The organism is Nakamurella endophytica (assembly GCF_014646215.1).
Classification (GTDB): Bacteria; Actinomycetota; Actinomycetes; order Mycobacteriales; family Nakamurellaceae; genus Nakamurella; species Nakamurella endophytica.
This window is the reverse complement of record NZ_BMNA01000003.1, coordinates 170,393-190,343: the sequence shown is the minus strand read 5'-3', so window position 1 is coordinate 190,343 and position 19,951 is coordinate 170,393. Positions and strand designations below refer to the sequence as shown.

At 73.2% G+C, this 19,951-nt stretch carries 19 protein-coding genes; 6 read left to right on the top strand and 13 right to left on the bottom strand.

The features are described from left to right. Positions 1-53 precede the first annotated feature (53 nt). Both IEY37_RS07980 and IEY37_RS07975 read left to right on the top strand, forming a co-directional pair. A complete protein-coding gene (locus IEY37_RS07980) occupies positions 54-542 on the top strand; it encodes a pyridoxamine 5'-phosphate oxidase family protein (RefSeq protein ID WP_188941026.1) in 489 nt (162 codons plus the stop codon). Between the two features lie 123 nt (positions 543-665). Further along, positions 666-1,559: a glucose 1-dehydrogenase gene (locus tag IEY37_RS07975; protein WP_308426368.1), complete on the top strand. Its 894-nt coding sequence runs from the start codon at positions 666-668 to the stop codon at positions 1,557-1,559. Positions 1,560-1,581: 22 nt separating this feature from the next. On the opposite strand, the gene IEY37_RS07970 is transcribed toward IEY37_RS07975, so the two are convergent. Beyond that, positions 1,582-3,450, bottom strand: a complete 1,869-nt coding sequence (locus IEY37_RS07970; protein ID WP_229674170.1) for a putative nucleotidyltransferase substrate binding domain-containing protein — start codon at positions 3,448-3,450, stop codon at positions 1,582-1,584. Positions 3,451-3,631: 181 nt separating this feature from the next. On the opposite strand from IEY37_RS07970, the gene IEY37_RS07965 reads away from it, so the two are divergent. Next, on the top strand, positions 3,632-5,152 hold the full coding sequence (locus IEY37_RS07965; RefSeq protein ID WP_229674168.1) for an amino acid permease: 1,521 nt from the start codon (positions 3,632-3,634) through the stop codon (positions 5,150-5,152). Positions 5,153-5,279: 127 nt separating this feature from the next. Here IEY37_RS07965 and IEY37_RS07960 read toward each other — a convergent pair whose 3' ends face one another. The 4 genes from IEY37_RS07960 to IEY37_RS07945 all read right to left on the bottom strand — a co-directional run bounded on the left by IEY37_RS07960 (position 5,280) and on the right by IEY37_RS07945 (position 9,159). Continuing rightward, entirely contained in the window at positions 5,280-5,825 is a 546-nt protein-coding gene (locus tag IEY37_RS07960) for a hypothetical protein (protein WP_188941025.1), read from the bottom strand. A 184-nt stretch (positions 5,826-6,009) separates the two neighbouring features. Then, positions 6,010-6,846 carry a carbohydrate ABC transporter permease gene (locus IEY37_RS07955; RefSeq protein WP_373298297.1) on the bottom strand — a complete coding sequence of 279 codons (837 nt, stop codon included), beginning with the start codon at positions 6,844-6,846 and terminating at the stop codon, positions 6,010-6,012. Between the two features lie 118 nt (positions 6,847-6,964). Continuing rightward, entirely contained in the window at positions 6,965-7,942 is a 978-nt protein-coding gene (locus tag IEY37_RS07950) for a carbohydrate ABC transporter permease (RefSeq protein ID WP_188941023.1), read from the bottom strand. Further along, positions 7,942-9,159: a type 2 periplasmic-binding domain-containing protein gene (locus IEY37_RS07945; RefSeq protein WP_188941022.1), complete on the bottom strand. Its 1,218-nt coding sequence runs from the start codon at positions 9,157-9,159 to the stop codon at positions 7,942-7,944. The genes IEY37_RS07950 and IEY37_RS07945 overlap by 1 nt, the downstream gene beginning before the upstream one ends. Here IEY37_RS07945 and IEY37_RS07940 point away from each other — a divergent pair. Beyond that, positions 9,158-9,472 carry a hypothetical protein gene (locus IEY37_RS07940; protein ID WP_188941021.1) on the top strand — a complete coding sequence of 105 codons (315 nt, stop codon included), beginning with the start codon at positions 9,158-9,160 and terminating at the stop codon, positions 9,470-9,472. The genes IEY37_RS07945 and IEY37_RS07940 overlap by 2 nt on opposite strands. A gap of 167 nt (positions 9,473-9,639) precedes the next feature. On the opposite strand, the gene IEY37_RS07935 is transcribed toward IEY37_RS07940, so the two are convergent. From IEY37_RS07935 to IEY37_RS07900, 8 genes are all read right to left on the bottom strand, one after another. Further along, the gene (locus IEY37_RS07935; RefSeq protein ID WP_188941020.1) at positions 9,640-11,448 is read right to left on the bottom strand and encodes a glycoside hydrolase family 15 protein; all 1,809 of its coding nucleotides are present in this window, start codon (positions 11,446-11,448) and stop codon (positions 9,640-9,642) included. 61 nt (positions 11,449-11,509) lie between these two features. Beyond that, positions 11,510-12,301 (bottom strand): SDR family NAD(P)-dependent oxidoreductase, encoded by a 792-nt coding sequence (locus IEY37_RS07930; protein WP_188941019.1) that lies wholly within the window; start codon positions 12,299-12,301, stop codon positions 11,510-11,512. A gap of 89 nt (positions 12,302-12,390) precedes the next feature. After that, the gene (locus IEY37_RS07925) at positions 12,391-13,356 is read right to left on the bottom strand and encodes a TIGR03557 family F420-dependent LLM class oxidoreductase (RefSeq protein ID WP_188941018.1); all 966 of its coding nucleotides are present in this window, start codon (positions 13,354-13,356) and stop codon (positions 12,391-12,393) included. 29 nt (positions 13,357-13,385) lie between these two features. Beyond that, positions 13,386-14,156: a glycosyltransferase family 2 protein gene (locus IEY37_RS07920; RefSeq protein ID WP_229674166.1), complete on the bottom strand. Its 771-nt coding sequence runs from the start codon at positions 14,154-14,156 to the stop codon at positions 13,386-13,388. Further along, the gene (locus IEY37_RS07915) at positions 14,153-15,625 is read right to left on the bottom strand and encodes a bifunctional PIG-L family deacetylase/class I SAM-dependent methyltransferase (RefSeq protein ID WP_229674165.1); all 1,473 of its coding nucleotides are present in this window, start codon (positions 15,623-15,625) and stop codon (positions 14,153-14,155) included. The genes IEY37_RS07920 and IEY37_RS07915 overlap by 4 nt, the downstream gene beginning before the upstream one ends. Then, entirely contained in the window at positions 15,619-16,596 is a 978-nt protein-coding gene (locus IEY37_RS07910; protein ID WP_188941017.1) for an acyl-CoA dehydrogenase family protein, read from the bottom strand. The genes IEY37_RS07915 and IEY37_RS07910 overlap by 7 nt, the downstream gene beginning before the upstream one ends. A gap of 197 nt (positions 16,597-16,793) precedes the next feature. Then, positions 16,794-17,360 carry a type 1 glutamine amidotransferase domain-containing protein gene (locus IEY37_RS07905; RefSeq protein ID WP_188941016.1) on the bottom strand — a complete coding sequence of 189 codons (567 nt, stop codon included), beginning with the start codon at positions 17,358-17,360 and terminating at the stop codon, positions 16,794-16,796. A 120-nt stretch (positions 17,361-17,480) separates the two neighbouring features. After that, positions 17,481-17,681: a hypothetical protein gene (locus IEY37_RS07900; RefSeq protein WP_188941015.1), complete on the bottom strand. Its 201-nt coding sequence runs from the start codon at positions 17,679-17,681 to the stop codon at positions 17,481-17,483. 278 nt (positions 17,682-17,959) lie between these two features. Here IEY37_RS07900 and IEY37_RS07895 point away from each other — a divergent pair, with 278 nt between their 5' ends. Both IEY37_RS07895 and IEY37_RS07890 read left to right on the top strand, forming a co-directional pair. Then, positions 17,960-18,535 carry a TerD family protein gene (locus tag IEY37_RS07895; protein ID WP_188941014.1) on the top strand — a complete coding sequence of 192 codons (576 nt, stop codon included), beginning with the start codon at positions 17,960-17,962 and terminating at the stop codon, positions 18,533-18,535. Positions 18,536-19,173: 638 nt separating this feature from the next. Next, entirely contained in the window at positions 19,174-19,851 is a 678-nt protein-coding gene (locus tag IEY37_RS07890; RefSeq protein WP_188941013.1) for a TerD family protein, read from the top strand. The last annotated feature ends 100 nt before the right edge of the window (positions 19,852-19,951 follow it).

Below are 19,951 nucleotides of genomic sequence, written 5' to 3'. Positions count from 1 at the left end.
ATGTGGGTACCGGGCGGCCGACACGACAGCGGCAGCGACGAAAGGACCGTGCGATGAGCGAGCAGCAGCAGGCGGACGTGCGCAAGGTGGCCGAGCTGGCCAAGGACATCCGGATCGGGATGCTGACCACGGTGGACGCCGGCGGTGAGTTCGTCAGCCGCCCGATGGCCCAGCAGGAGGTGGAGTTCGACGGCGACCTCTGGTTCTTCGCCGAGCGCGACTCCCGCAAGGTCACCCACATCCGGGCCAACCCGCACGTCGGCGTGACGCTGACCTCCAACGACACCTGGATCTCGATCAACGGCACCGCCGAGGTGGTCACCGACACTGGCAAGGCCCGGGAGCTGTGGAACAGCTGGGTCGAGGCGTGGCTGCCGCAGGGTCCGGAGGACCCGACCACCGTGCTGATCAAGGTCTCCGGGGAGACCGCGGAGTACTGGGACACCCCGGGCGGGCGGGTCGCGTCGGTGCTCAGTTTCGTCAAGTCGAAGGTGACGGGGCAGCGGTACGACGGCGGGGAGAACGAGAAGGTCGAGCTGTAGCGGGCGGACCGGCCGCCGCGCGGCGGCCGCCCGTTCCGCGTCCGACATCCGCCCGACCGATCCGCCGCGTGGCTGGGCCCCGGCGGCGACGGGCGGCACCACCGTGCAGCACCAGGAGGATCCGTGACCGACCAGTACACCTTCCGCAATCCCGTCGACCAGTACCGCCAGGAGGGCATGCCGGAGCAGCACCAGGAGGGCCCCGGTCTGGCGAGCGAGCTCGGCCCGAAGCCGGACCACGGCGAGGACACTTACCGCGGGTCCGGCCGGCTCACCGGCCGCAAGGCGCTGGTGACCGGCGCCGACTCGGGCATCGGCCGGGCCACGGCCATCGCCTTCGCCCGTGAGGGCGCCGACGTCGTGCTCAACTACCTGCCCGAGGAGCAGAGCGACGCCGAGGAGGTCGCCCAGCTGGTCCGGGACGCCGGCCGGACGGCCGTGCTGCATCCCGCCGACATCGCGCAGGAGTCCGCCGCCCGAGAGCTGGTGCGTGCGGCCGTCGACGAGCTGGGTGGCCTGGACATCGTCGCCAACATCGCCGGGAAGCAGCAGTACGTCGAGGATCTCGCCAACCTGACCACCGAGCAGCTGGACGAGACGTTCCGCACCAACGTGTACGCGCTGCTGTGGATCGTCCAGGAGGCGCTGCCGCACCTGCTCGCCGGGTCGTCGATCATCAACACCAGCTCCATCCAGGCCTACCAGCCCAGTCCCGGCCTCGTCGACTACGCCTCGACCAAGTCGGCGATCAACACGATGAGCAAGGCGCTCGCACAGCAGCTGGCACCCAAGGGCATCCGGGTGAACGTCGTCGCACCGGGGCCGATCTGGACGCCGCTGCAGGCAGCCGGCGGCCAGCCCGAGGAGGCCCTGCCGGAGTTCGGCCAGCAGACACCGCTCGGCCGGGCCGGCCAGCCCGCGGAACTCGCGCCGGCGTACGTGTTCCTGGCCTCCCCCGAGTCCAGCTACGTCAGCGGCGAGACGCTCAGTGTCAACGGGGGCATGCCCACCCCGTGACGCGGCGGGTTCCCCCGCCCGGTCAGGCCGGGTGGGGGGACCTCACCCATTCCTCGGGATCCAGCAGCTGGGCCAGGTTCGCCACCCGTCGCTGGATCGCCGCCACCTCGCGCACCGCCTGGGCGATGAGGCTGCGGTCCAGCGGCGAGAGCCGGTGCATGGACAGCACATCGGTGGCCGGGTCGCCGCGCTCCAGCTGGGCCAGCTGGTAGCTCAGCCGGATGCGCTGCAGCACCTCGAACACCTCGATCAAGGTGTGCGCCTGGTCCGGGTCCAGGATCGGGGAGCCGGCGGCGGCCGCCAGCCGGGCGCGGGTGGACAGCTCGGCGGACCGGACGCTCAGCGCGGCGCACCGGGCCATGTCGACGACCGGGGCCAGGGCGTGGGTCTTGATGTCGAAGGTGCCGCCGCGCCGGACGAGGACGTCCCGCATGGTGCGCAACCTGGCGCGCCGGGCCAGTGACTCCTGCAGCATCAGCACGAACGTCCGCGGGTGCGAGCGGATGTCGCCGAACACCTCGACCACGACCGGCAGCCCCGGGTCGCCCAGGATGGGGCGGGCGTCGAGCAGCAGCGACGTCATGATGAGCGCCTGACCGCTCAGCGGGTCCGCCAGCCACCGGCGTGCGGCCCGCCGCCACTGCTCCCGCGTCCGCGCGAACGACGCGGCGCCCGGTGTGGCGTGGTGCTCGTCGACGTGCAGGCCCACCCGTCCGAGCAGCCCGTCCACCTCCGCGAAGGCCCGGCGGTAGGCCGCCACCCTGGCCGGCGTGTCGACGGAGTCGGCCAGCACGGCGGCGGAGTCCACGTCGGAGGACAGCACCGGTTCCCGACGGCCGTTGCTGCCCAACGCCAGCCAGGTGATCTCGTCCTCGCGCAGGTCGGGATGCCGCTCCAGCACCAGGGACAGCGCCCGCCGCTGGACCGCGTCGGTGATGGTGGACCGGACCGCGGTGATCTCGGCGGCGGTGCGCCCGCGGTGCAGCATGTCCCGCACCAGCGGCGGCACCCGGCGGCCGAGCGAGATGAGCTCGGCCGCGCTGCCGGCCCGGGTCACCTGCTCGCGGAGCGGGACGCCCGCCGCGGACGGGGAGACGACGAAGTCGTCCGGCACCACGACACCGCGTACGCCGCCGGCCCGGTCGGTGACGACGAGGTAGTCCAGGCCGCGTTCGGTCAGCTCGATCAATGCGTCCGCGGCGAGCGTCTCGGACACCGTGGTGGCCGGCGTCGTGACGACCTCGACCACCGGGGTGTCCGCGGGCCGGCCGGCCGCCAGCACCCGTTCCCGCAGCAGCGCGTCGGTGACCAGCCCGTAGGGGGCCGGCGCCGCGCTGCCGTCGCCGAGCGGGATCACCGCGTACCGCGACCCGTGGGCCGTCATCAGCCGTGCGGCGTCCGCCACCGTCATCCCCGGGTCGCCGATCACCGGCGGGGAGACCACGAGCTGGTCGACCGTGCTGTACGCCGGCACCGGCCCGGGCCGGTTCGACGGTGCGGCCAGGTTGCGGACCAGGAACCGGACCCCGGCCGACGACGAGAAGACCGGCGCCACCACGGACCCGGGCAGGCGCAGCAGCCGCGCCGGCCCCTGCGCGATGGCCCGCGGACCGATGGCGTCCCGGGTCAGCAGCGCCGAGAAGCCGAACACCCCACCGGGAGCCAGTACCTCGTCCGGCCCCTCGACCAGCGTGCCGGAGTCGTCCCACAGCTCGACCTCTCCGTCGAGCACCACCCACAGCACGTCGGCGGGCGCGGCGAAACCGTCCCACACCAGCTGCCCGGGCTCCGCGTCGACCAGGCGGCCGGCCGCCGCCAGCCGCTCGAGCTCCGCGGTGGTCAGCGTGTCGAACGGCGGATGACGGTGGAGGAAGCCGACGAGGTCGTCCACGCCGTCCACTCTGCCAGCGGCCGGGCCTGCCGCCGCGGCCGGTCCCCGGCGCCACGATGACGGCCCGTAACAGGATGTTCACAGTCATGCCGGAACCTTGCCCGCGGAACCGGTTTGCCCCGGCAAGGAACCGGTGATTCCTCCGCTTTCCGGCGGGTTCGGCCGACGACAGGGGACGCAGATGTCGGACACGGTGGTACGGCACGAGGGACTGGACGCCGAGCAGGTCGGCTACAAGCAGTCCCTGGGCCGGCGGCACGTGCAGATGATCGCCATCGGGGGGGCCATCGGCACCGGCCTGTTCCTCGGGTCCGCGTCGCGGCTGAACAGCACCGGACCGGCCCTGCTGTTCAGCTACGCCTTCGTCGGCGTCATCGCCTACTTCCTCATGCGCGCGCTCGGCGAGCTGGTGCTGCACCGTCGCACCTCCGGGGCGTTCGTCTCCTACATGCGCGAGTTCTTCGGCGAGCGCGCGGCTTTCATCACCGGGTGGATGTACTGGCTCAACTGGGCGCTCAGCGGCATCGCCGAACTGTCCGCCGTCGGCCTCTACGTCAAGTACTGGGCGCCGAGCATGCCCGCATGGCTCACCGTGCTGCTCGCGCTCGCGGTCGTGCTGGCGATCAACCTGCTGTCGGCTCGGGCGTTCGGCGAGTTCGAGTTCTGGGCCGCCATCCTCAAGGTCGGCGCGATCGTGATCTTCCTGGCCGTCGGCCTGGTGGTCGTGCTCTGGCGCGTGCACATCGGCACCCACCAGGCCGGTTTCCAGAACCTGACGTCGAACCCCGGTGGCTTCTGGCCGACATCCGGCGGGTTCCACTGGTACGGGCCGATCCTGGTCATGTCGGGCGTGATCTTCGCCTACGCCGCGATCGAGATGGTCGGGGTGGCGGCCGGCGAGATGGAGAACCCGGAGCGCGAGGTGCCGAAGGCGGTCAACTCCGTCATCTTCCGGATCGGCGTCTTCTACTGCGGGTCGATCCTGCTGCTGGTCAGCATGCTGCCGACCAGCCAGTACAAGAGCGGGACCAGCCCGTTCGTCACGGTGTTCGGCGCCATGGGCATGGGCTGGATGGGCGACGTGATCCAGGCGGTGCTGATCGTCGCGGCGATGTCGAGCCTGAACTCTGGGCTCTACTCGACGGGCCGCGTGCTGCGCAGCCTCGGGATGAGCAAGCAGGCGCCGGGTTTCACGCTGTCGATGAGCGGATCCGGCGTGCCCTGGGGCGGAATCATCATGACGTCGGTGGTGTACGTCTTCGGTGCCGTGCTGAACGCCATCGACCCGGACGCCTTCGAGACCGCCCTCGAGGCCGCCTCGCTCGGCGTGATCTTCACCTGGAGCACGATCTTCCTCAGCCAGCTGCGACTGCGGAAGCTGGTGAACCGCGGCGTGATCCCGCGGAGCCCGTTCCAGATGCCGGGCTCCCCCTACACCAGCATCATCGGTCTGGTCTTCCTGGGGCTGGTGATCATCGGCATGGCCGTGTCCGGCTGGCAGAGCGCCGACCGGTTCTGGGACAAGACCGACTTCCTGGTCGTCGTCCTCGGCATCCCGATCCTGGCGGTCGTGCTGACGATCGGCTGGCAGCTCGTCAAGCGCCGGGTGGCCGAGCACACCGGCGGCAGGATGGAGTCGGTGTGGACCGACGACGGCCCCCGCTACGGCACGGCCGGGCAGGCCCAGGAGTCTCGCGGCTGAGCTGTGCCGCACCGCGGACGGTCGGGCACGGCACACGGTGGCCGCCGGTCGGAATCGGCCCGTCCCGCCCGTCGGGCCGGGAGCCGCGGCCGGCGGGTCCCGGCCCGCCGGCCGCAGCGTGCACGGGTCAGTCGGTGATCTTCTGCACCGCACCGGCCAGCACGCTGGTCGGCCGCTGCTGCTCACCGGCCAGCGAGCTGACGACGACGAGCGCGCCGGTCACGGCCGGGACCGCCCACTGCAGGGCGGACAGCTGCTTTTGCGCCGACGCCACCTCCGGCGGGGTCGCCGGGTGTGGGCTGGTGCCGTCCTGCACTGGAGCGCCGGAATGCTGGTTCACCTTCTTCCCGAGCGCCCTGGACCAGGCCGTGATCCCGAGCGCGACGACTGTCAGACCCGTCTTGACCAAGGTCACCGTGCCGGCGCCGGACTGGGTGGCGATGCGGGACTTGTTGCCGAGCAGCTGCCCGACGCTGCCGGCCAGGTGCAGGCCGATCGCGGCGGCGTTCACCGGCGTCCACCGGTTCCAACCCTCGTTGGTGACGCTGCCGCTGTCCGACGGGCTGCCGGCCACGCCGGCCGCCCGGTTCAGCGCCACCGCGTTGGCCAGCGTGCCGCCGAACCAGGCGGACAGTCCGACGTCGTGCAGTGCCCGGCTGATGGTGTTGGGCATGTCGTGCTCCTCTCGTCCGAACCCGAAGGTCTTGTGAGAAGGCCGATTCCCGCGCCGGTGCCGCGCCATGCGGCGCCGCCGGGGTGCGGCAGATCTCGTCGGCGGACGGGTGAAGACGGGCGCCCGCTGCATCCGCAGGGCGGTCAGCCACGACGACTTCGCCGTTAGCCCCGTGACCCCGCCGTCAGCCCTTGCGGGCCTGCGAGGCGATGCCCTCGATGAAGAACCGCTGGCCGAACAGGAAGATCAGGATGAGCGGGACGGCGGAGATCAGGCTGGCCGTCACGATGTACTGGAAGTCGCCCTCGCCGCCGGCGATGGGGTTGTACTTGACGAACAGCGAGTTGAGCCCGATCGGCACCGTGTACAGGTCGGTCTTGTTGCCCAAGTAGATCAGCGGCTTGAGCACGTCGTCCCAGCTGGCCTGGAACTCGAAGATGAACACGATGATCAGCGCGGGCCGGGACAGCGGCGCGGCGATCCGCCAGAACAGCCCCCAGTAGCTGCAGCCGTCGACCCTGGCCGCCTCGAACAGCTCGCGGGGCAGGCCGAGGAAGAACTGCCGCAGCAGGAAGATGTAGAACGCCGAGCCGGTGAGGTTCTGCGCCCACAGCGGCACCTGCGTGCCGACGAGACCGACCTCCTTCCAGATGAGGAAGACCGGGATCATCGTCACCATGCCCGGCAGCATCATCGTCGACAGCACCAGGCCGAAGAGCAGGTTCTTGGCCGGGAAGCGGAAGTAGGCGAAGCCGAAGGCCACCAGCGCGCTGGACGCCGTGACGGTGCCGGCGGCCAGCAGGCCGACCAGACCGCTGTTGCCCAGCCAGGTGAGCAGCGGGCTCACCCGCCACACCTGGCCCCAGTTGTCGAGCGTGAACGTCGCCGGGATCAGCCGGTTGTCGAAGACCTCGCCGCGCGGCTTGAACGAGGCGGACACCAGCCAGATGAACGGGTAGATGAACAGCACGGCGAAGAACGACAGCAGGATCCAGAACGGCACCTGGTGCCAGCCGTGCACGCCCCGGCCGCTGTCCCGGCCGGCGGGCGTGCCCCCGGAGGTTTCTGCGACGTCGTCGACCACCCGGTCGGCCGCGGCGACGGCGCTCACCGGGGATCCCGGGCGGTGATGGGGGACGTCACTTGCGCTCGCTCTCGTAGTACACGAACCGGTTGCCCACCTTGACCTGGATCACCGTGATGACCATGACGATGACGAACAGCAGCCAGGCCAGCGCGGAGGCGTAGCCCATGTTCAGCTTCTGGAACGCCTGCTGGAACAGGTACAGCGTGTAGAACAGCGACGAGTTGCCGGCGTAGGTCTGGCTGCCCGGGTTGCCGAACAGCACGAACACCTTGTCGAACATCTGCAGGGCGTAGATCGTCAGCACGATGACCTGGAAGAAGACCGCGCTGGAGATCATCGGCAGGGTGATGCTGCGGAACCGCCGCCACGACGAGGCACCGTCGATCGAGGCCGCCTCGTAGAGCTCCCTGGGGACGTTCTTCAGCGCCGCCAGGAAGATGACGATGGCCCCGCCCAGGCTCCACAGGCTCATCAGCACGATGCTCGGCTTGATCCACGCGGGATCGGTGAGCCACTGCGGTCCCTGGATGCCGATCACCGACAGGGCCCGGTTGACCAGCCCGTAGTTGCCGTTGAGCAGCAGGCTGAACATCACCGCCACCGCGACGCCCGGCGTCATCACCGGCAGGTAGTAGGCGGTGCGGAAGAACCCGGCGCCGCGGGTGACGCGGTCCAGCAGCATGGCCAGGCCCAGCGCCACCACGATCGCCAGCGGCACGTAGAGCACCGCGTAGACGAAGGTGTTGAACAGCGCGGTGGCCACCCTGGGGTCCTCGCCCAGCATCCGCTTGTAGTTCTTCAGCCCGACGAACTGCGGTGAGTCGACGAGGTTGTAGCGGGTCAGCGACAGGTAGAGGCTCCAGATCATCGGGCCCAGGGTGAAGACCAGGAACCCGATGATCCACGGGGTCAGGAAGGCGAAGGCGGCGCGGGTCTCGCGGGGGTCGTACTTGCGGCGGCGCGCGGCCCGCGCCCGGGTCCGGCGGGGGTCGTCCCCCAGCGCCGGACCCGCGGCGGAGACCGTGGCCATCAGCCGACGGCGTCGTCGTAGGCGTTCTGGGCGGTCTCCTGCGCCGCGTCCAGAGCCTGCTGCGGGTCCTTGCCGCCCAGCGCGTCCGTCACCGCCTGCTCGTAGGCCGACTTGATGTCCTGGCCGACCGGCGACGGCGGCACCGTCTTCGCGTAGCTCAGGGCGTCGTAGTAGACCTTGATCACGGCGTCGATCTTGCTGTTGCCGCTCGGCTTGACGTACTGCTTCTGCAGCGCGTCGTTGGCAACCTTGTTGGCGCTGAACAGGCCGGTGAAGATGCCCTTCTTGGGCGCCAGCGCGGCGGCCCGGGCGGCGCCGGCCGCGGCCCACGCCTCCTTGGACGTCACCAGCTTCATGAACTGGCACATGCCGCCCGCGTTCGGGGAGTCCTTCGGGAGGGCGAACGCGCCGCCGGTGGCGGTGGACAGCGGCTGGCCGTCACGGCCCTTGAACGGCACCGCGGACAGGTCCGAGGAGGCCGGGAACCCGGCCAGCACGTTGACGTACCACTGCTCGTAGTCCATGGCGCCGATCTGGTTCTTGGCGAACTCGTTGCCGGCCCCGAAGAAGTCCCAGGTGTCGCGGAACGACTTGAAGTTCGCCCACCCGCCCTGGGCGTTCACCAGCGAGACGGTGTACTTGAGCGCCTCGACCACCTTCGGGTCGTTGAGCGTCGGCTTGCCGTCGGCGCCGATGATCGACCCGCCGTTGGCCATGGCCCAGAGCGGCAGGTACTCCGGCAGCTTGGGGTCGTACCCGATGACGGACGGCTTCCCGCCGGACGCCTTGTACATCTTGGTGGCCGCGGACGTCAGCTTGTCCCAGTTCGACGTGTCGATGTCGGCCGTGGTCAGGCCGGCGCCGGAGAGCACCTTGTTGTTGATCAGCACGGCGCGGACCGTGTAGAAGTCCGGGATGCCGTAGATCTTGCCGTTGTACGTGGCTTCCTTGACCGCGTCGGGGTAGTACTGCGACAGGTCGATGCCGTCGGCCGAGATGCAGTCGTCCAGCGGCTGCAGAAAGCCCTTCTGGGCGTAGGTGGCCAGCAGCTCGCGGTCCATGTAGACGCCGGCGGGCGCGGAGCCGCCGCCCATCGCGGTGGCGAACTTCTGGGCGTCGAACCCGTTCTGGTCCACCTGGACCTGCAGTGACGGGTCCTGCTTCTCGGCGTAGTCGACGCGCGAGGTGCCGACCTCGTCACCGGTGCTGAACCCCATGATGTCGATGGTCTTGCCGGTGTTCGGCAGGCCCGCACCCGTGGCGCCGGTGCCGGTGCCGGAGCCCGACGAGGCGGTCGCCGACCCGGAGTCGGAGCCGGCCGAGCCCGACGCCCCGGCGGTCGAGGATCCCCCCGACGACGAGGTCGCGGCGGAGGAGTCGGCGGACGACGAGCTCGCGGAGGACGAGTCGGCGGACGACCCCGCGGCGGCCGACGAGGTGGAGCTCGAGGAGCTGGACCCGGTGTCGCTGCCCGATCCACAGGCGGAGACGACCAGGAGGAGGCTGGCGGTTGCGGCCAGCACGGCATGACGACGGCGCACGGCGCTGTCCCCTTTCGGCAGGGCTCCCCACGGTGGGAGCCGGCGCGCGGGCCGCCCGTCACTTCACGCGTCGAAGCGTCCGCGCGCTCAGGGTAAGACGGCCGCGGGGTGTCCGCGCGACAGGCACGGCGTCCGGACGGTCGCCGTGCGGTGGCGCTAGAGCTCCGGGTGGTCGGCCAGCGTCAGCGCGGCGTCCAGGTGCGCGAGGTGGGACAGCGCCTGCGGCAGGTTGCCGAGGAACTCGCCGGTGTTCGGGTCGATCATCTCGGCGAACAGGCCGACGTCGTTGGCCAGCGGCAGCAGCTGTGCCATCAGCTCCTCCGCCTCGTCCCGCCGGTCCAGCTTGACCAGGGCGGTGACCAGCCAGAACGAGCACGCGACGAAGCAGCCCTCCTCGCGGTCCATGCCGGCGTACCGGTACAGCAGCGGCCCCCGTCCGAGCCGGGCGCGGACCGCGTCGACGGTGCGGTGCATGCGCTCGCCGCGGTCGAAGTCGTGGCCCAGCAGCACCGACGCGTCCAGCTGGTCCGACCCGGCGTACCCGGTGAACGCGCCCGCGGCGTCCGACCAGCACTCCCGGTGAATGAACTCCGCGACGGCGGCGGCCTCGGCGCGCCACCGGTCCGCCGCCCCGGACAGGTGTCCCGCGTCGGCCAGCCGCGCCCCGACGGTCAGCGCGTGCCAGGCGCCCATCTTCGAGGACGTGTAGTGCCGGCGGTGGGGCAGCTCCCAGATCCCGGCGTCCGGGTTGCGCCAGAGGTCGCAGCACCGGTCGAGCATCCGGGCGACGGTCTCGGCGCTCACCGCGTCCAGGACGTGGCCGGCGGCGAGGTACGAGTCCACCAGGGACAAGAGGTCGCCGAAGACGCCGAGCTGCAGCTGGTGGGCGGCGTCGTTGCCGATGCCGACCGGGCCGATCCCGCACCAGCCGGGCAGGTCGGTCTCCCGCCGGCCGCCCGGCGCGGTGCCCTGCAGGGTGGTGAACGGCGGCGGCTCGGGACCGTCGTCGGTCACGGTCGCCAGCAACCGGGTGGTCGCGGCGTGCACCTCCTCGCGGACGCCCAGCCGCTGCAGCGCGGCGACGGTGTAGGCGGTGTCGCGGAGCCAGGTGTAGCGGTAGTCGTAGTTCTTCGCGACAATGCGGGACTCCGGCAGCGAGGTGGTCGCAGCAGCGGCGACGGTCCCGGTCGGGCTGTGGATCAGGAGCTTGAGCGCCAGCGCGCTGCGCAGGGCGTCCGGCGGGATCTCCCGCCCGCGGCTGCAGCTGGCCGACCAGCGCTGCCAGCTCTCGACGGACAGGTCCAGCCGGTCCTCGATGTGCACGGCGCCGGGCAGCGGGACGGGCTGGTCGTCGACGCCCACCACCGCGAGCAGGTGCCGCGACCCCGGCGCCGTGGTGAAGGCGCCGGTCACCGACCGGTCGTCGGTGCGGGGTTGGTGACCCTCACCCCGCACCGCCAGCTGCACGGTGCCCACCCGCAGCACCGGGTCGTCGCCACGGCGGGCGGCCCAGGGCGCGCTGGTGCGCCACTGGTCGCCGGGCCGCACCGCCCACCGCATCGGCACCGTGCCGTCGACGCCCTCGACCCGGCGCGCCAGCTCCGTCCACGGCAGCCGGCCAGCGACGCCGGAGTTGAGCGAGTCGGTCACCCGGACGGTCCCGGCGGCCGTGCGGAAGGTGGTCTCCAGCACGTTGGTGCCGTCGACATACCGGCGCTCGACGACGGCCGGTGCCTCCGGCGCCATGCCGATCCACCCGCCGCGACCGGCGTCCAGCAGGGCGGCGAACGCCGGCTCGCTGTTCAGGTCAGGGACCGGCAGCCAGTCGATGCGCCCGTCGATCCCGACCAGGCCGACGGTGCGCCCGTCACCGATCGCCGCGTAGTCCCGCAGCGGCAGGTAGCCGTCCGGGGACCGCCGGCCCGTGAGCGGGATGCCGGGCCCGGGCGCACACGTGTCGGTCATCGGCAGCGACGCTACCTGCGGGCCCGGACCGGACGCCGGTGGCCGGCCGCCGGCGCGGAGATCAGATGGTGGCCACCGAGCCGCCGTCCACCCGGTAGTTGGCGCCGTTGACGAAGCTCGCCCGGTCCGACACCAGGAAGGCGATGACGGCGGCCACCTCCTCGGCGCGGCCGCGGCGGTGCAGCTCCAGGTAGGGCCGCTCCTCGTCGAGGAACGACTCGATGGCCTTGTCGACCGAGGTGCCGTTCTGCTCCGCGCGCTTGCTCATCATGGCGTCCGTCATCGGCGTCGCGATGAACGCCGGAGACACCGCGTTGACCAGCAGGCCCTCCCGCGCGTACGACCGGGACAGGCCCTTGGCCAGCGCCAGCACCCCCGCCTTGGCGGCGCAGTACGGCAGCTCGTCGTCGTACGGTTGGACGGCGTCCTCGGACGCCAGGAACACCAGCCGGCCGCGGCCGCAGGCGCGGAGGTCGGGCAGGAACGCCCGGGTCACCCGGACCGGCGCCAGGAGGTCGGTGGCGATCGTGCTGGCCCAGCCGTCGTCGTCGATCTCGTCGAAGGAGCCCTGGGCACCGGTGACGCCGGCGGCGTTCACCAGCGCGTCGACCGGCCCGACCAGCTCGTGCACCCGGTCGACGAGCTTCCGCACCTGCTTCGGGTCGGTCAGGTCCGCCGGGACGCCCTGCACGTCGCCCGCGGACCCGTCGACGGCGTCGCGGAGCCGGTCGGGGTACTGGTCGGTCAGGACGACCCGGGCGCCCTCGGCGGCGAGCAGCCGCCCGGTGGCCAGCCCGATGCCCGAGTCGCCACCGGTGACGACCGCGACGCGGCCCTGCAGTCCCAGGTCCATGACAGCCTTTCAGCACGACGGGTGGGCCGGGCCGGCCACGGTGGTCGGCACGGTGGCCGGCCGGCCCGGAGGCGCGGACGGACGGCGGCTTACAGGGCGCGCAGCGCCGACAGCAGTTCCGAGCGGGCGGCGTCGAAGAAGGTGTCCTGCGCGTCGTCGCCGACCTGCACCAGCGCCAGGTCGGTGTACCCGGCGTCGAAGAACTCCTTGGCGGCGGAGACGACCGCGTCGACGTCCGCACCGCACGGGATGTTCTCGGCGACCACGTCCGGGGTCGCCAGCGAGGACGCGGCGTCGAACCCGGCAGTGCTCGGCAGCTCGGCGTTGACCTTCCAGCCGCCCACGCTCCACCGGAACAGCCGGTGCGCCCGCTCCTTGGCGGCGTCGACGTCGGTGTCCCAGCTGATCGGCAGCTGCGCCACCTTGCGCGCCGGGTTCTCGCGGGCGCCGTCCCACCACTGGGCCAGCTGGGGCTCCGGGTCGATGCCGACCATCACCTCGGCCAGCGGGCTGAACAGCTCGCACGACTGGCGGCCGGAGACGGCCAACCCGATCGGCACGCGCGTGTCGGGCAGGTCCCACAGCTTGACCGAGTCGACCGGGAAGTGCGGGCCGGCCGTGCTGACGTAGCCGCCGTCGAAGAGCGCGGAGATGATCTGCACGGCCTCGACCAGGCGCTCTTGGCGCACGTTCGCGCCCGGCCAGCCCGACCCGACGATGTGCTCGTTCAGCGACTCACCGGCACCCAGCCCGAGGGTGAAGCGCCCGCCGGACAGGATCTGCAGCGTCGCCGCCTGCTGCGCCACGACGGCCGGGTGGTACCGGAAGGTCGGGCAGGTCACGTAGGTCATCAGCCCGACGGTGTCGGTGGCCTGCGCCACGGCGCCCAGGGTCACCCAGGCGTTCGGCGCATGGCCCATCTCGTCGAGCCAGGGGAAGTAGTGGTCGCTGGACACGAGGAAGTCGAAGCCGACCTGCTCCGCCTGCTGCGCGAAGCGCACCAGGTTCGTCGGTCCCGACTGCTCGGTCATCAGGGTGTATCCGATGGAGGCCATGCCCCACCGGTACCCCGCTCGGGCGCCCGTCACCCGTCGGCGGTGACCGGCCCGGGTTGCGCGGCGACCACCGGCGGGACCGGCACGGTGAGGGCGCGGAGGTAGCCGGCGAAGCCGCCCGGCGTCCGGCCCGTCGTCCGGCCGCTGGTCGTCACCGGGTCGCCCGCGGAGGCGACCGCCAGGCCGCCCCGGGCCCGGACCTGCTCGACGAGCCGGACGTCCTCGTGCTCGGCGACGTCCGGGAACCCGCCCGCCGCCACGTAGGCCGATCCCCGGACGCCCAGATTGGCGCCGTGCACGCGGGGATGGCCGTCGGTCGCCGGGTGCCGGGCCCGCCAGGCGGCCAGGGCCGGCGCGGGGAGGTCGGCCGGCTGCGGCCGGACCGTGCCGAGCAGGAGGTCGGCGCCGCCGTCCGCGGTCCCCAGGTGGTGCAGCAGCCAGGACGCCGGCACGAGACTGTCGGCGTCCGTGTTGGCGATCCATGTGGCAGCCGCCGCGTCCCGGCCGGTCCAGCGGGCCAGCGCCCAGCCCACTCCTTGCGCCCTCGCCGCACCCACCTGCCCGTGGTGGGACACCAGCACCTGCACGCCGGGCGCCGCGGCCGCGATCGCGGCGCTGCCGTCGGTGCAGCGGTCCAGCACCACGACCACCGTCGACCGGACCTCCGGGCGGTGCTCGGCGAGCCGGCCCCGGGCGACCGCCACCGACTCCAGGCAGGCCGCCAGCAGGGCCTCCTCGTCGCGCACCGGGATCACCACGGCGACGGCGCGCACGGCCGCCGGCGGCACTGTCCGGGTCACCCGAGGAGCCCGGTCTCGGCGGCCACCGACCGCGCCCGGCCGGTCCCGAACACCTCGAGCAGGAAGTCGTCCTCGCGGTGCTCGACCGTGCGCTGCAGGAGGGGATGCCGGTGCAGCGCGTCGTGCACGGCGTCCCCGGTCAGCGGGTACTCGGCCACCGGGTGACGCCAGTGGCAGGCGACCAGCGTCCCGTCCGGGGTCAGCGCCCCGGCCGCGGCGTCGACGAGCCGGTCCAGGTCGGAGGGCGAGCAGTAGTACCCGACCTCGGACAGCACGACGAGGTCGAAGCGTCCGTCCGGCCAGTCGTCCGGTACGGCGCCCTGCACGACGCGGACCCGCGGGTGGCCGGCCAGCCGGCGCCGGGCGCTCCCGACCGCCGCCACGGCGAGGTCCATGGCCAGCACCTGGTCGCACCGGTCGGCGAGCTCGGCGGTGAGCACACCGATCGAGCAGCCCGGTTCGAAGGCGGACCGGTACCGCGGGCGCGGCAGCGCGGCGAGCGTCGCCGCGCGCTTGCGGCGCTCGTACCAGCGGTCGGCGAAGCCCCACGGGTCGTCCCCGTTTGCGCGGTAGAAGTCGTCGAAGAACGCCGCCGGCAGGCTCCGGTCCGGGGGGCCGGCGCCGTGGTCGGCGCCGTGGTCGGCGCCGTGGTCGCTGGCGTCGCCGCCCTCTCCGCCGGTGAGGAAGAACTCGACGGGCCGGCTGAAGTGCTCGAGGAAGGTGCTGCCGAGCAGGGCCTCGTCACCGGGCGAGCCGGACAGCGGCCGGTGCTGGCTGGCGTGCCGGTCGACGGCCCGCAGCTTGGCGCGGTGCTCGGCAGGGTCGAGGGCCACCCGGCGCAGCCGGTCCCTTGGGATGTCCTCGGAGTCCGGGTCGGCCCAGTGCCAGGCCCAGACGGGGTACTCCCACAGCCGGGCGCCGCCGGCCCGGGCGACGCGCGCCGCGGCCTCGCCGGCCGCGGCGTGGTCCGGGTGACCGTCACCGCGCCAGGGCGCGACGACCACCGTGTCGCGATGCACCAGCGGCCGGACCGCGGCGACCAACCGGTCCAGGTGCGCGGCCAGCTCGCCGTCCGGGAGCCCGAGCAGCTGGACCGCCGCCGTCGGGGCCAGGTCGTCGACGGCCGCGCGGACCTCGCCGCGGCGGCGGGCCGCGAGGTCGCGGGGCGTCACGGTGGTGGACCGCGGGTGCGAGTGCTCGCCCGCGGTCGCGACGACCACCGTGACCGGCAGGTCGGCGGTCCGGGCGCGGGCGATCAGGCCCCCGGCGCCGAGCGTCTCGTCGTCCGGGTGCGCGGCCAGGACCAGCACGGACCCGACGCCGGCGAGGTCGAGGTCCGCGACACCGCCGTGCAGCGCGCGGTCCCAGGAGTCGGCGGGCGTCCCGGGATCGCGGTGGTCGAACCGCGGCGGCGGCCGTTGCCCGTCGGCACCACCGGGCACGGCGTCCGGCGGCCCGGCCGTCACCACGGCGCGACGGGCGAGTCGGCCACCTGCGAGCCGCGGGCGGCGAGATCCCGTTCGGCGTGGTGCTGGCGGACGTAGACGGTCAGGTCCGCCACCCGCCGGGCGTGGTCCTCGTCGCCGGTGAGCGGTCCAGGGCCCAGGGCGTGCCCGGCCCGCTGCAGCAGCTCCTCGGCGGCATCGGCGACCACGGAGCGGACGCGGAGCGCCAGCGCGGTCCCCTGCGTGCCGTCCGCCGCGCCGGCATCGACCCGGCGGGCGGCGTCGTCGAGCACGCACCGGCAGCGGTGGACGGCGATGTCGGCCGCGCCGAGGTGCAGCAGCGCGATCTGGTCGGGCGGTCGCCGCCGGGCCGCGCGGTGCAGCGACCTCGCCAGCGCGAGCAGACCGCCGAACCAGCAGGCAGCGACGCCGATGCCGCCCCAGGCGAACCCCGGCCGCTGCAGGTACCAGTCGGTCCCGCCGACCGGGACGGCCGGTACCCGGTCGAACACCACCGGGCCGGACGGGACGTCGGCGAGACCTCGGGACACCCAGGGATCATCGGTCACCCGGACGCCGGGGTGGCGCAACGGCACCGCGAACAGCCGGCGGCCTCCCTCGACGTGGGCGGTGACCAGCGCATGGCTCAGCCGACCCGCCAGCGAGCACCACGGCTTGACCCCGGCGAGCTCCCAGCCGGTGTGCTCGGCGTCTCCGCCGGCCGGCCCGTGGGCCTGGCAGGCGGCGGCGGTGAGCCGGGCGCCCGGCGCCTCGGCGGCGAAGACGCCCCAGGTCGAGCCGGCGTCCACACCGAGCGGGAGCAGGTCACCGTCCGGGACCTCGCCCTCCTCGAGGATGGCGAGGGCGTCGAGGTGTGCCTCGGCGACGCGGCCCGCCGTCAGGTCGGCGGCGGAGAGATCGGCCAGGACCTGCCAGCGCTCGGCCGTCGCGCCGGAACCGGGTGCCGGCACCAGAGCGCCGAGCGCCCGCGCCACCTCTATCGACCGCGACGCGCGGTCTCCGGGACCGGAGTCGAGCGCGCCCAGCAGCGGTGCGACGCCCGCAGCGGTGCCGGCGCCCGGCGAGGGAGGTCGGATCCGGGCTCCGGGGGACGGGGTCGGTGGCGTTCGCACACCGGCATCCTCGGTCGCCGGTCCGCCGGGATGCACGGCGGACCGGCGGGCGCGCCCGCTCAGGCCTGGGCGAACTGCTCGACCAGCGCCGGGCAGAAGGCCTCGAGATCGTCCGGGTCCCGGCTGGTGACCAGGGGATAGCGGTCCGGGCAGACCGAGACCTGCTGGTCCACCCAGGTGCCGCCGGCGTTGCGGATGTCGGTCTGCAGGCTCGGGTAACTGGTCAGGGTCTTGCCCCGCACGGCATCGGCCTCGACCAGCGCCCACGGCCCGTGGCAGATCGCCGCCACCGGCTTGCCGGCGCCGGTGAAGGCGGAGACCAGCGCCACCGCGTCCGACTCCATCCGCAGCTTGTCGGCGTTCGTGGTCCCGCCGGGCAGCACCAGGCCGACGTAGTCGGCCGCGTCGACGTCCGAGATCGCCAGTTCGGCGGTGAAGGTGTCGGCCTTCTCGACGTCGTTCGTGAACGCCTGCACCTCGCCGGCCTCCGGGGCGGCGAGCACCGGCTGCCCGCCGGCGTCGAGCACGGCCTGCCAGGGGGCGGTCAGCTCGGGCTGCTCCACTCCGGAGTTGGCGACGACGAAGAGCACCTTGCGGCCGGAGAGTGCGTTCCCGGGATCTGTCATGACTGTTCGGTTGCCGGTCCCACCATCGGCGAAACGGGCGGCTGCACCACCCGGCCGGAGCAGCGGGAGCGGGACACCGGTCGCCCGCAGGTCCTGGGTGCTCGGCCGCCGATGGCACGGTCAGTCGTGGACGGTCCAGTCGGCGAAGTAGTGGCCGTCCGCGGCGGCCGGCACGGCCGCGGCCGGAGCCCCGGGAGCCCCGGGCGCCACGGCCGCCAGGTCGCGGGCCGGATCGGCGGCGACGGCCGCATCCGGGTCGGCGGCACCGTGATCGCCACCGCCGTCCGGCTCGACGCGCGGACGGGGAATACCTTGCACCATGTCGGCTCCTTCGCGGGCGGTCTCGTCGTCGGGACCGCCTGACCACGACGGTACCTGCGGTGCCCGATTGCGGGCACGGATGTCCGTTTCCACCGGGTCCGGCCGCCCGCGGGCCGGTAGCGTTGCCGCACGGGCTCGGCCGGGAACGCAGGACGGCCGGCGCTCGTTGAGGGGTCGACAGCCGGCGCGGGGGTCACGGCGGGACCGTGGGGCGCGCGCCGCCCGGCGTGGCCGGGACGGACAGCAGGAACGAGAGCACAACGGACAGGAGCAGCACGATGGGCGTCAGCCTGAGCAAGGGCGGGAACGTATCGCTGACCAAGGCGGCACCGAACCTGACCGCGGTCACCGTCGGACTGGGCTGGGACGCCCGAGCCACCACCGGGACCGAGTTCGACCTGGACGCCAGCGCGCTGGCGCTGGGTGCCGACCACCGGATCGTGTCGGACCAGCACTTCGTCTTCTTCAACAACCTGCGCTCGCCCGACGGGTCGATCGAGCACCTCGGCGACAACCTCACCGGCGAGGGCGAGGGTGACGACGAGCAGATCAACGTCAACCTGGCGGCCGTGCCGCCGGAGGTCTCCTCGATCGTCTTCCCGGTCTCGATCTACGAGGCGGACTCCCGCGGCCAGTCCTTCGGTCAGGTCCGCAACGCCTTCATCCGCGTGGTCAACCAGGCCGACCAGAGCGAACTGGCCCGGTACGACCTGACCGAGGACGCGTCCACGGAGACCGCCATGGTGTTCGGCGAGCTGTACCGGAACGGCGCGGAGTGGAAGTTCCGGGCCATCGGCCAGGGCTACGCCAGCGGGCTCGCCGGGATCGCGCGCGACTTCGGCGTCAACGTCTGACGGTGGCACCGGCGCCGGCCGCCGTTCGGGTCCCGACCCGACGGCGGCCGGCCGGCTCCGCCGCCCCTCGCCCGACCCGGGAGGTTCTCGTGCCCATCGACTACACGCGTCGTCCCAAGTCCCCGCAGGGCGGCGGTACGCCGGAGCCACCGCCGAAGCCGGCCAGCTCCGGGCCGTCCTGGTACCGGCCGCCGGAGGAGGACGAGGCCGCGCAGGAACAGGCCCACGGTGGACCGGTGACCCCACCGGCCGCGTCGCCGCCGCCGGCACCCGCGGTGGCACCGTCCCCGGCGCCGGCCAGCGGTCACCCGGGCGCGGCAGCCGCACCGGCCGGTCACCCGGCCCCGGGCGGTCCGGCAGCCGGCGGCTACCCGGCCCCCGGTGCGCCGGCACCCGGGGGGTACCCGGCGCCCGGCGGTTATCCGGCCTCTGGTGCACCGGCTTCCGGCGGTTACCCGGCCCCTGGCGGTTACCCGGCCCCCGGTGCACCGGCTTCCGGCGGTTACCCGGCCCCTGGCGGTTACCCGGCCCCCGGTGCACCGGCGCCCGGTGGCTACCCGGGTCAGGGTGGCTACCCGGGTCAGGGTGGCTACCCGGCCCCCGGTGCACCGAGCGGTCCTCCGCCGGCCGGACCGGGCATGCAGCAGCCACCGGCTGCGGCACCGGCATCACCGGCCGGGCCGGGTGTCTCGCTGCGCAAGGTGTCGCTGACCACGGCCGCGCCGTCGGTGTCGCTGAGCAAGACGGGCGGCTCGAGCGGCATCATCCGGGTCAACCTCAACTGGTCCTCGGGTGCCCCGGCCACCTCCGGTGGCGGCGGCTTCTTCAAGCGGCTGGCCGCGGCGGCCGGCGCTCGCGGTGTCGACCTGGACCTGGGCTGCCTGTGGGAGCTCGCCGACGGCAGCAAGGGCGTCGTGCAGGCGCTCGGCAACTCGTTCGGATCGCTGGACCGCCCGCCGTACATCCAGCTCGACGGGGACGACCGGTCGGGGTCCGTCGCCACCGGCGAGAACATGTCGATCAGCCTGCAACCGGGCCGGTTCCGCCGGATCCTGATCTTCGCGATGATCTACGAGGGTGCCCCGAACTGGGCCGCGGTCGACGGTGTCGTCACGCTGACCCCGATCGCCGGGCCGCAGATCGAGGTACGGATGGACGCGACGTCGAACCAGTCACGGATCTGTGCGGTGGCCCAGCTCCTCGACCAGCGCGGGGACCTCGTCGTGCAGCGCGAGGTGCGGTACATCGACGGCGGCCAGTCGGTGCTGGACCGGCAGTACGGCTGGGGTATGAACTGGACGCCCGGGCGCAAGTGACCGGCCGGTCCGGACGGAGCGTCCGCCGGCCAGCGGCGGCGGGCGTGCCGACGTCGGGATGACGCCGGGCGGCGCGACCGGGCGACCCGGACACACGCCG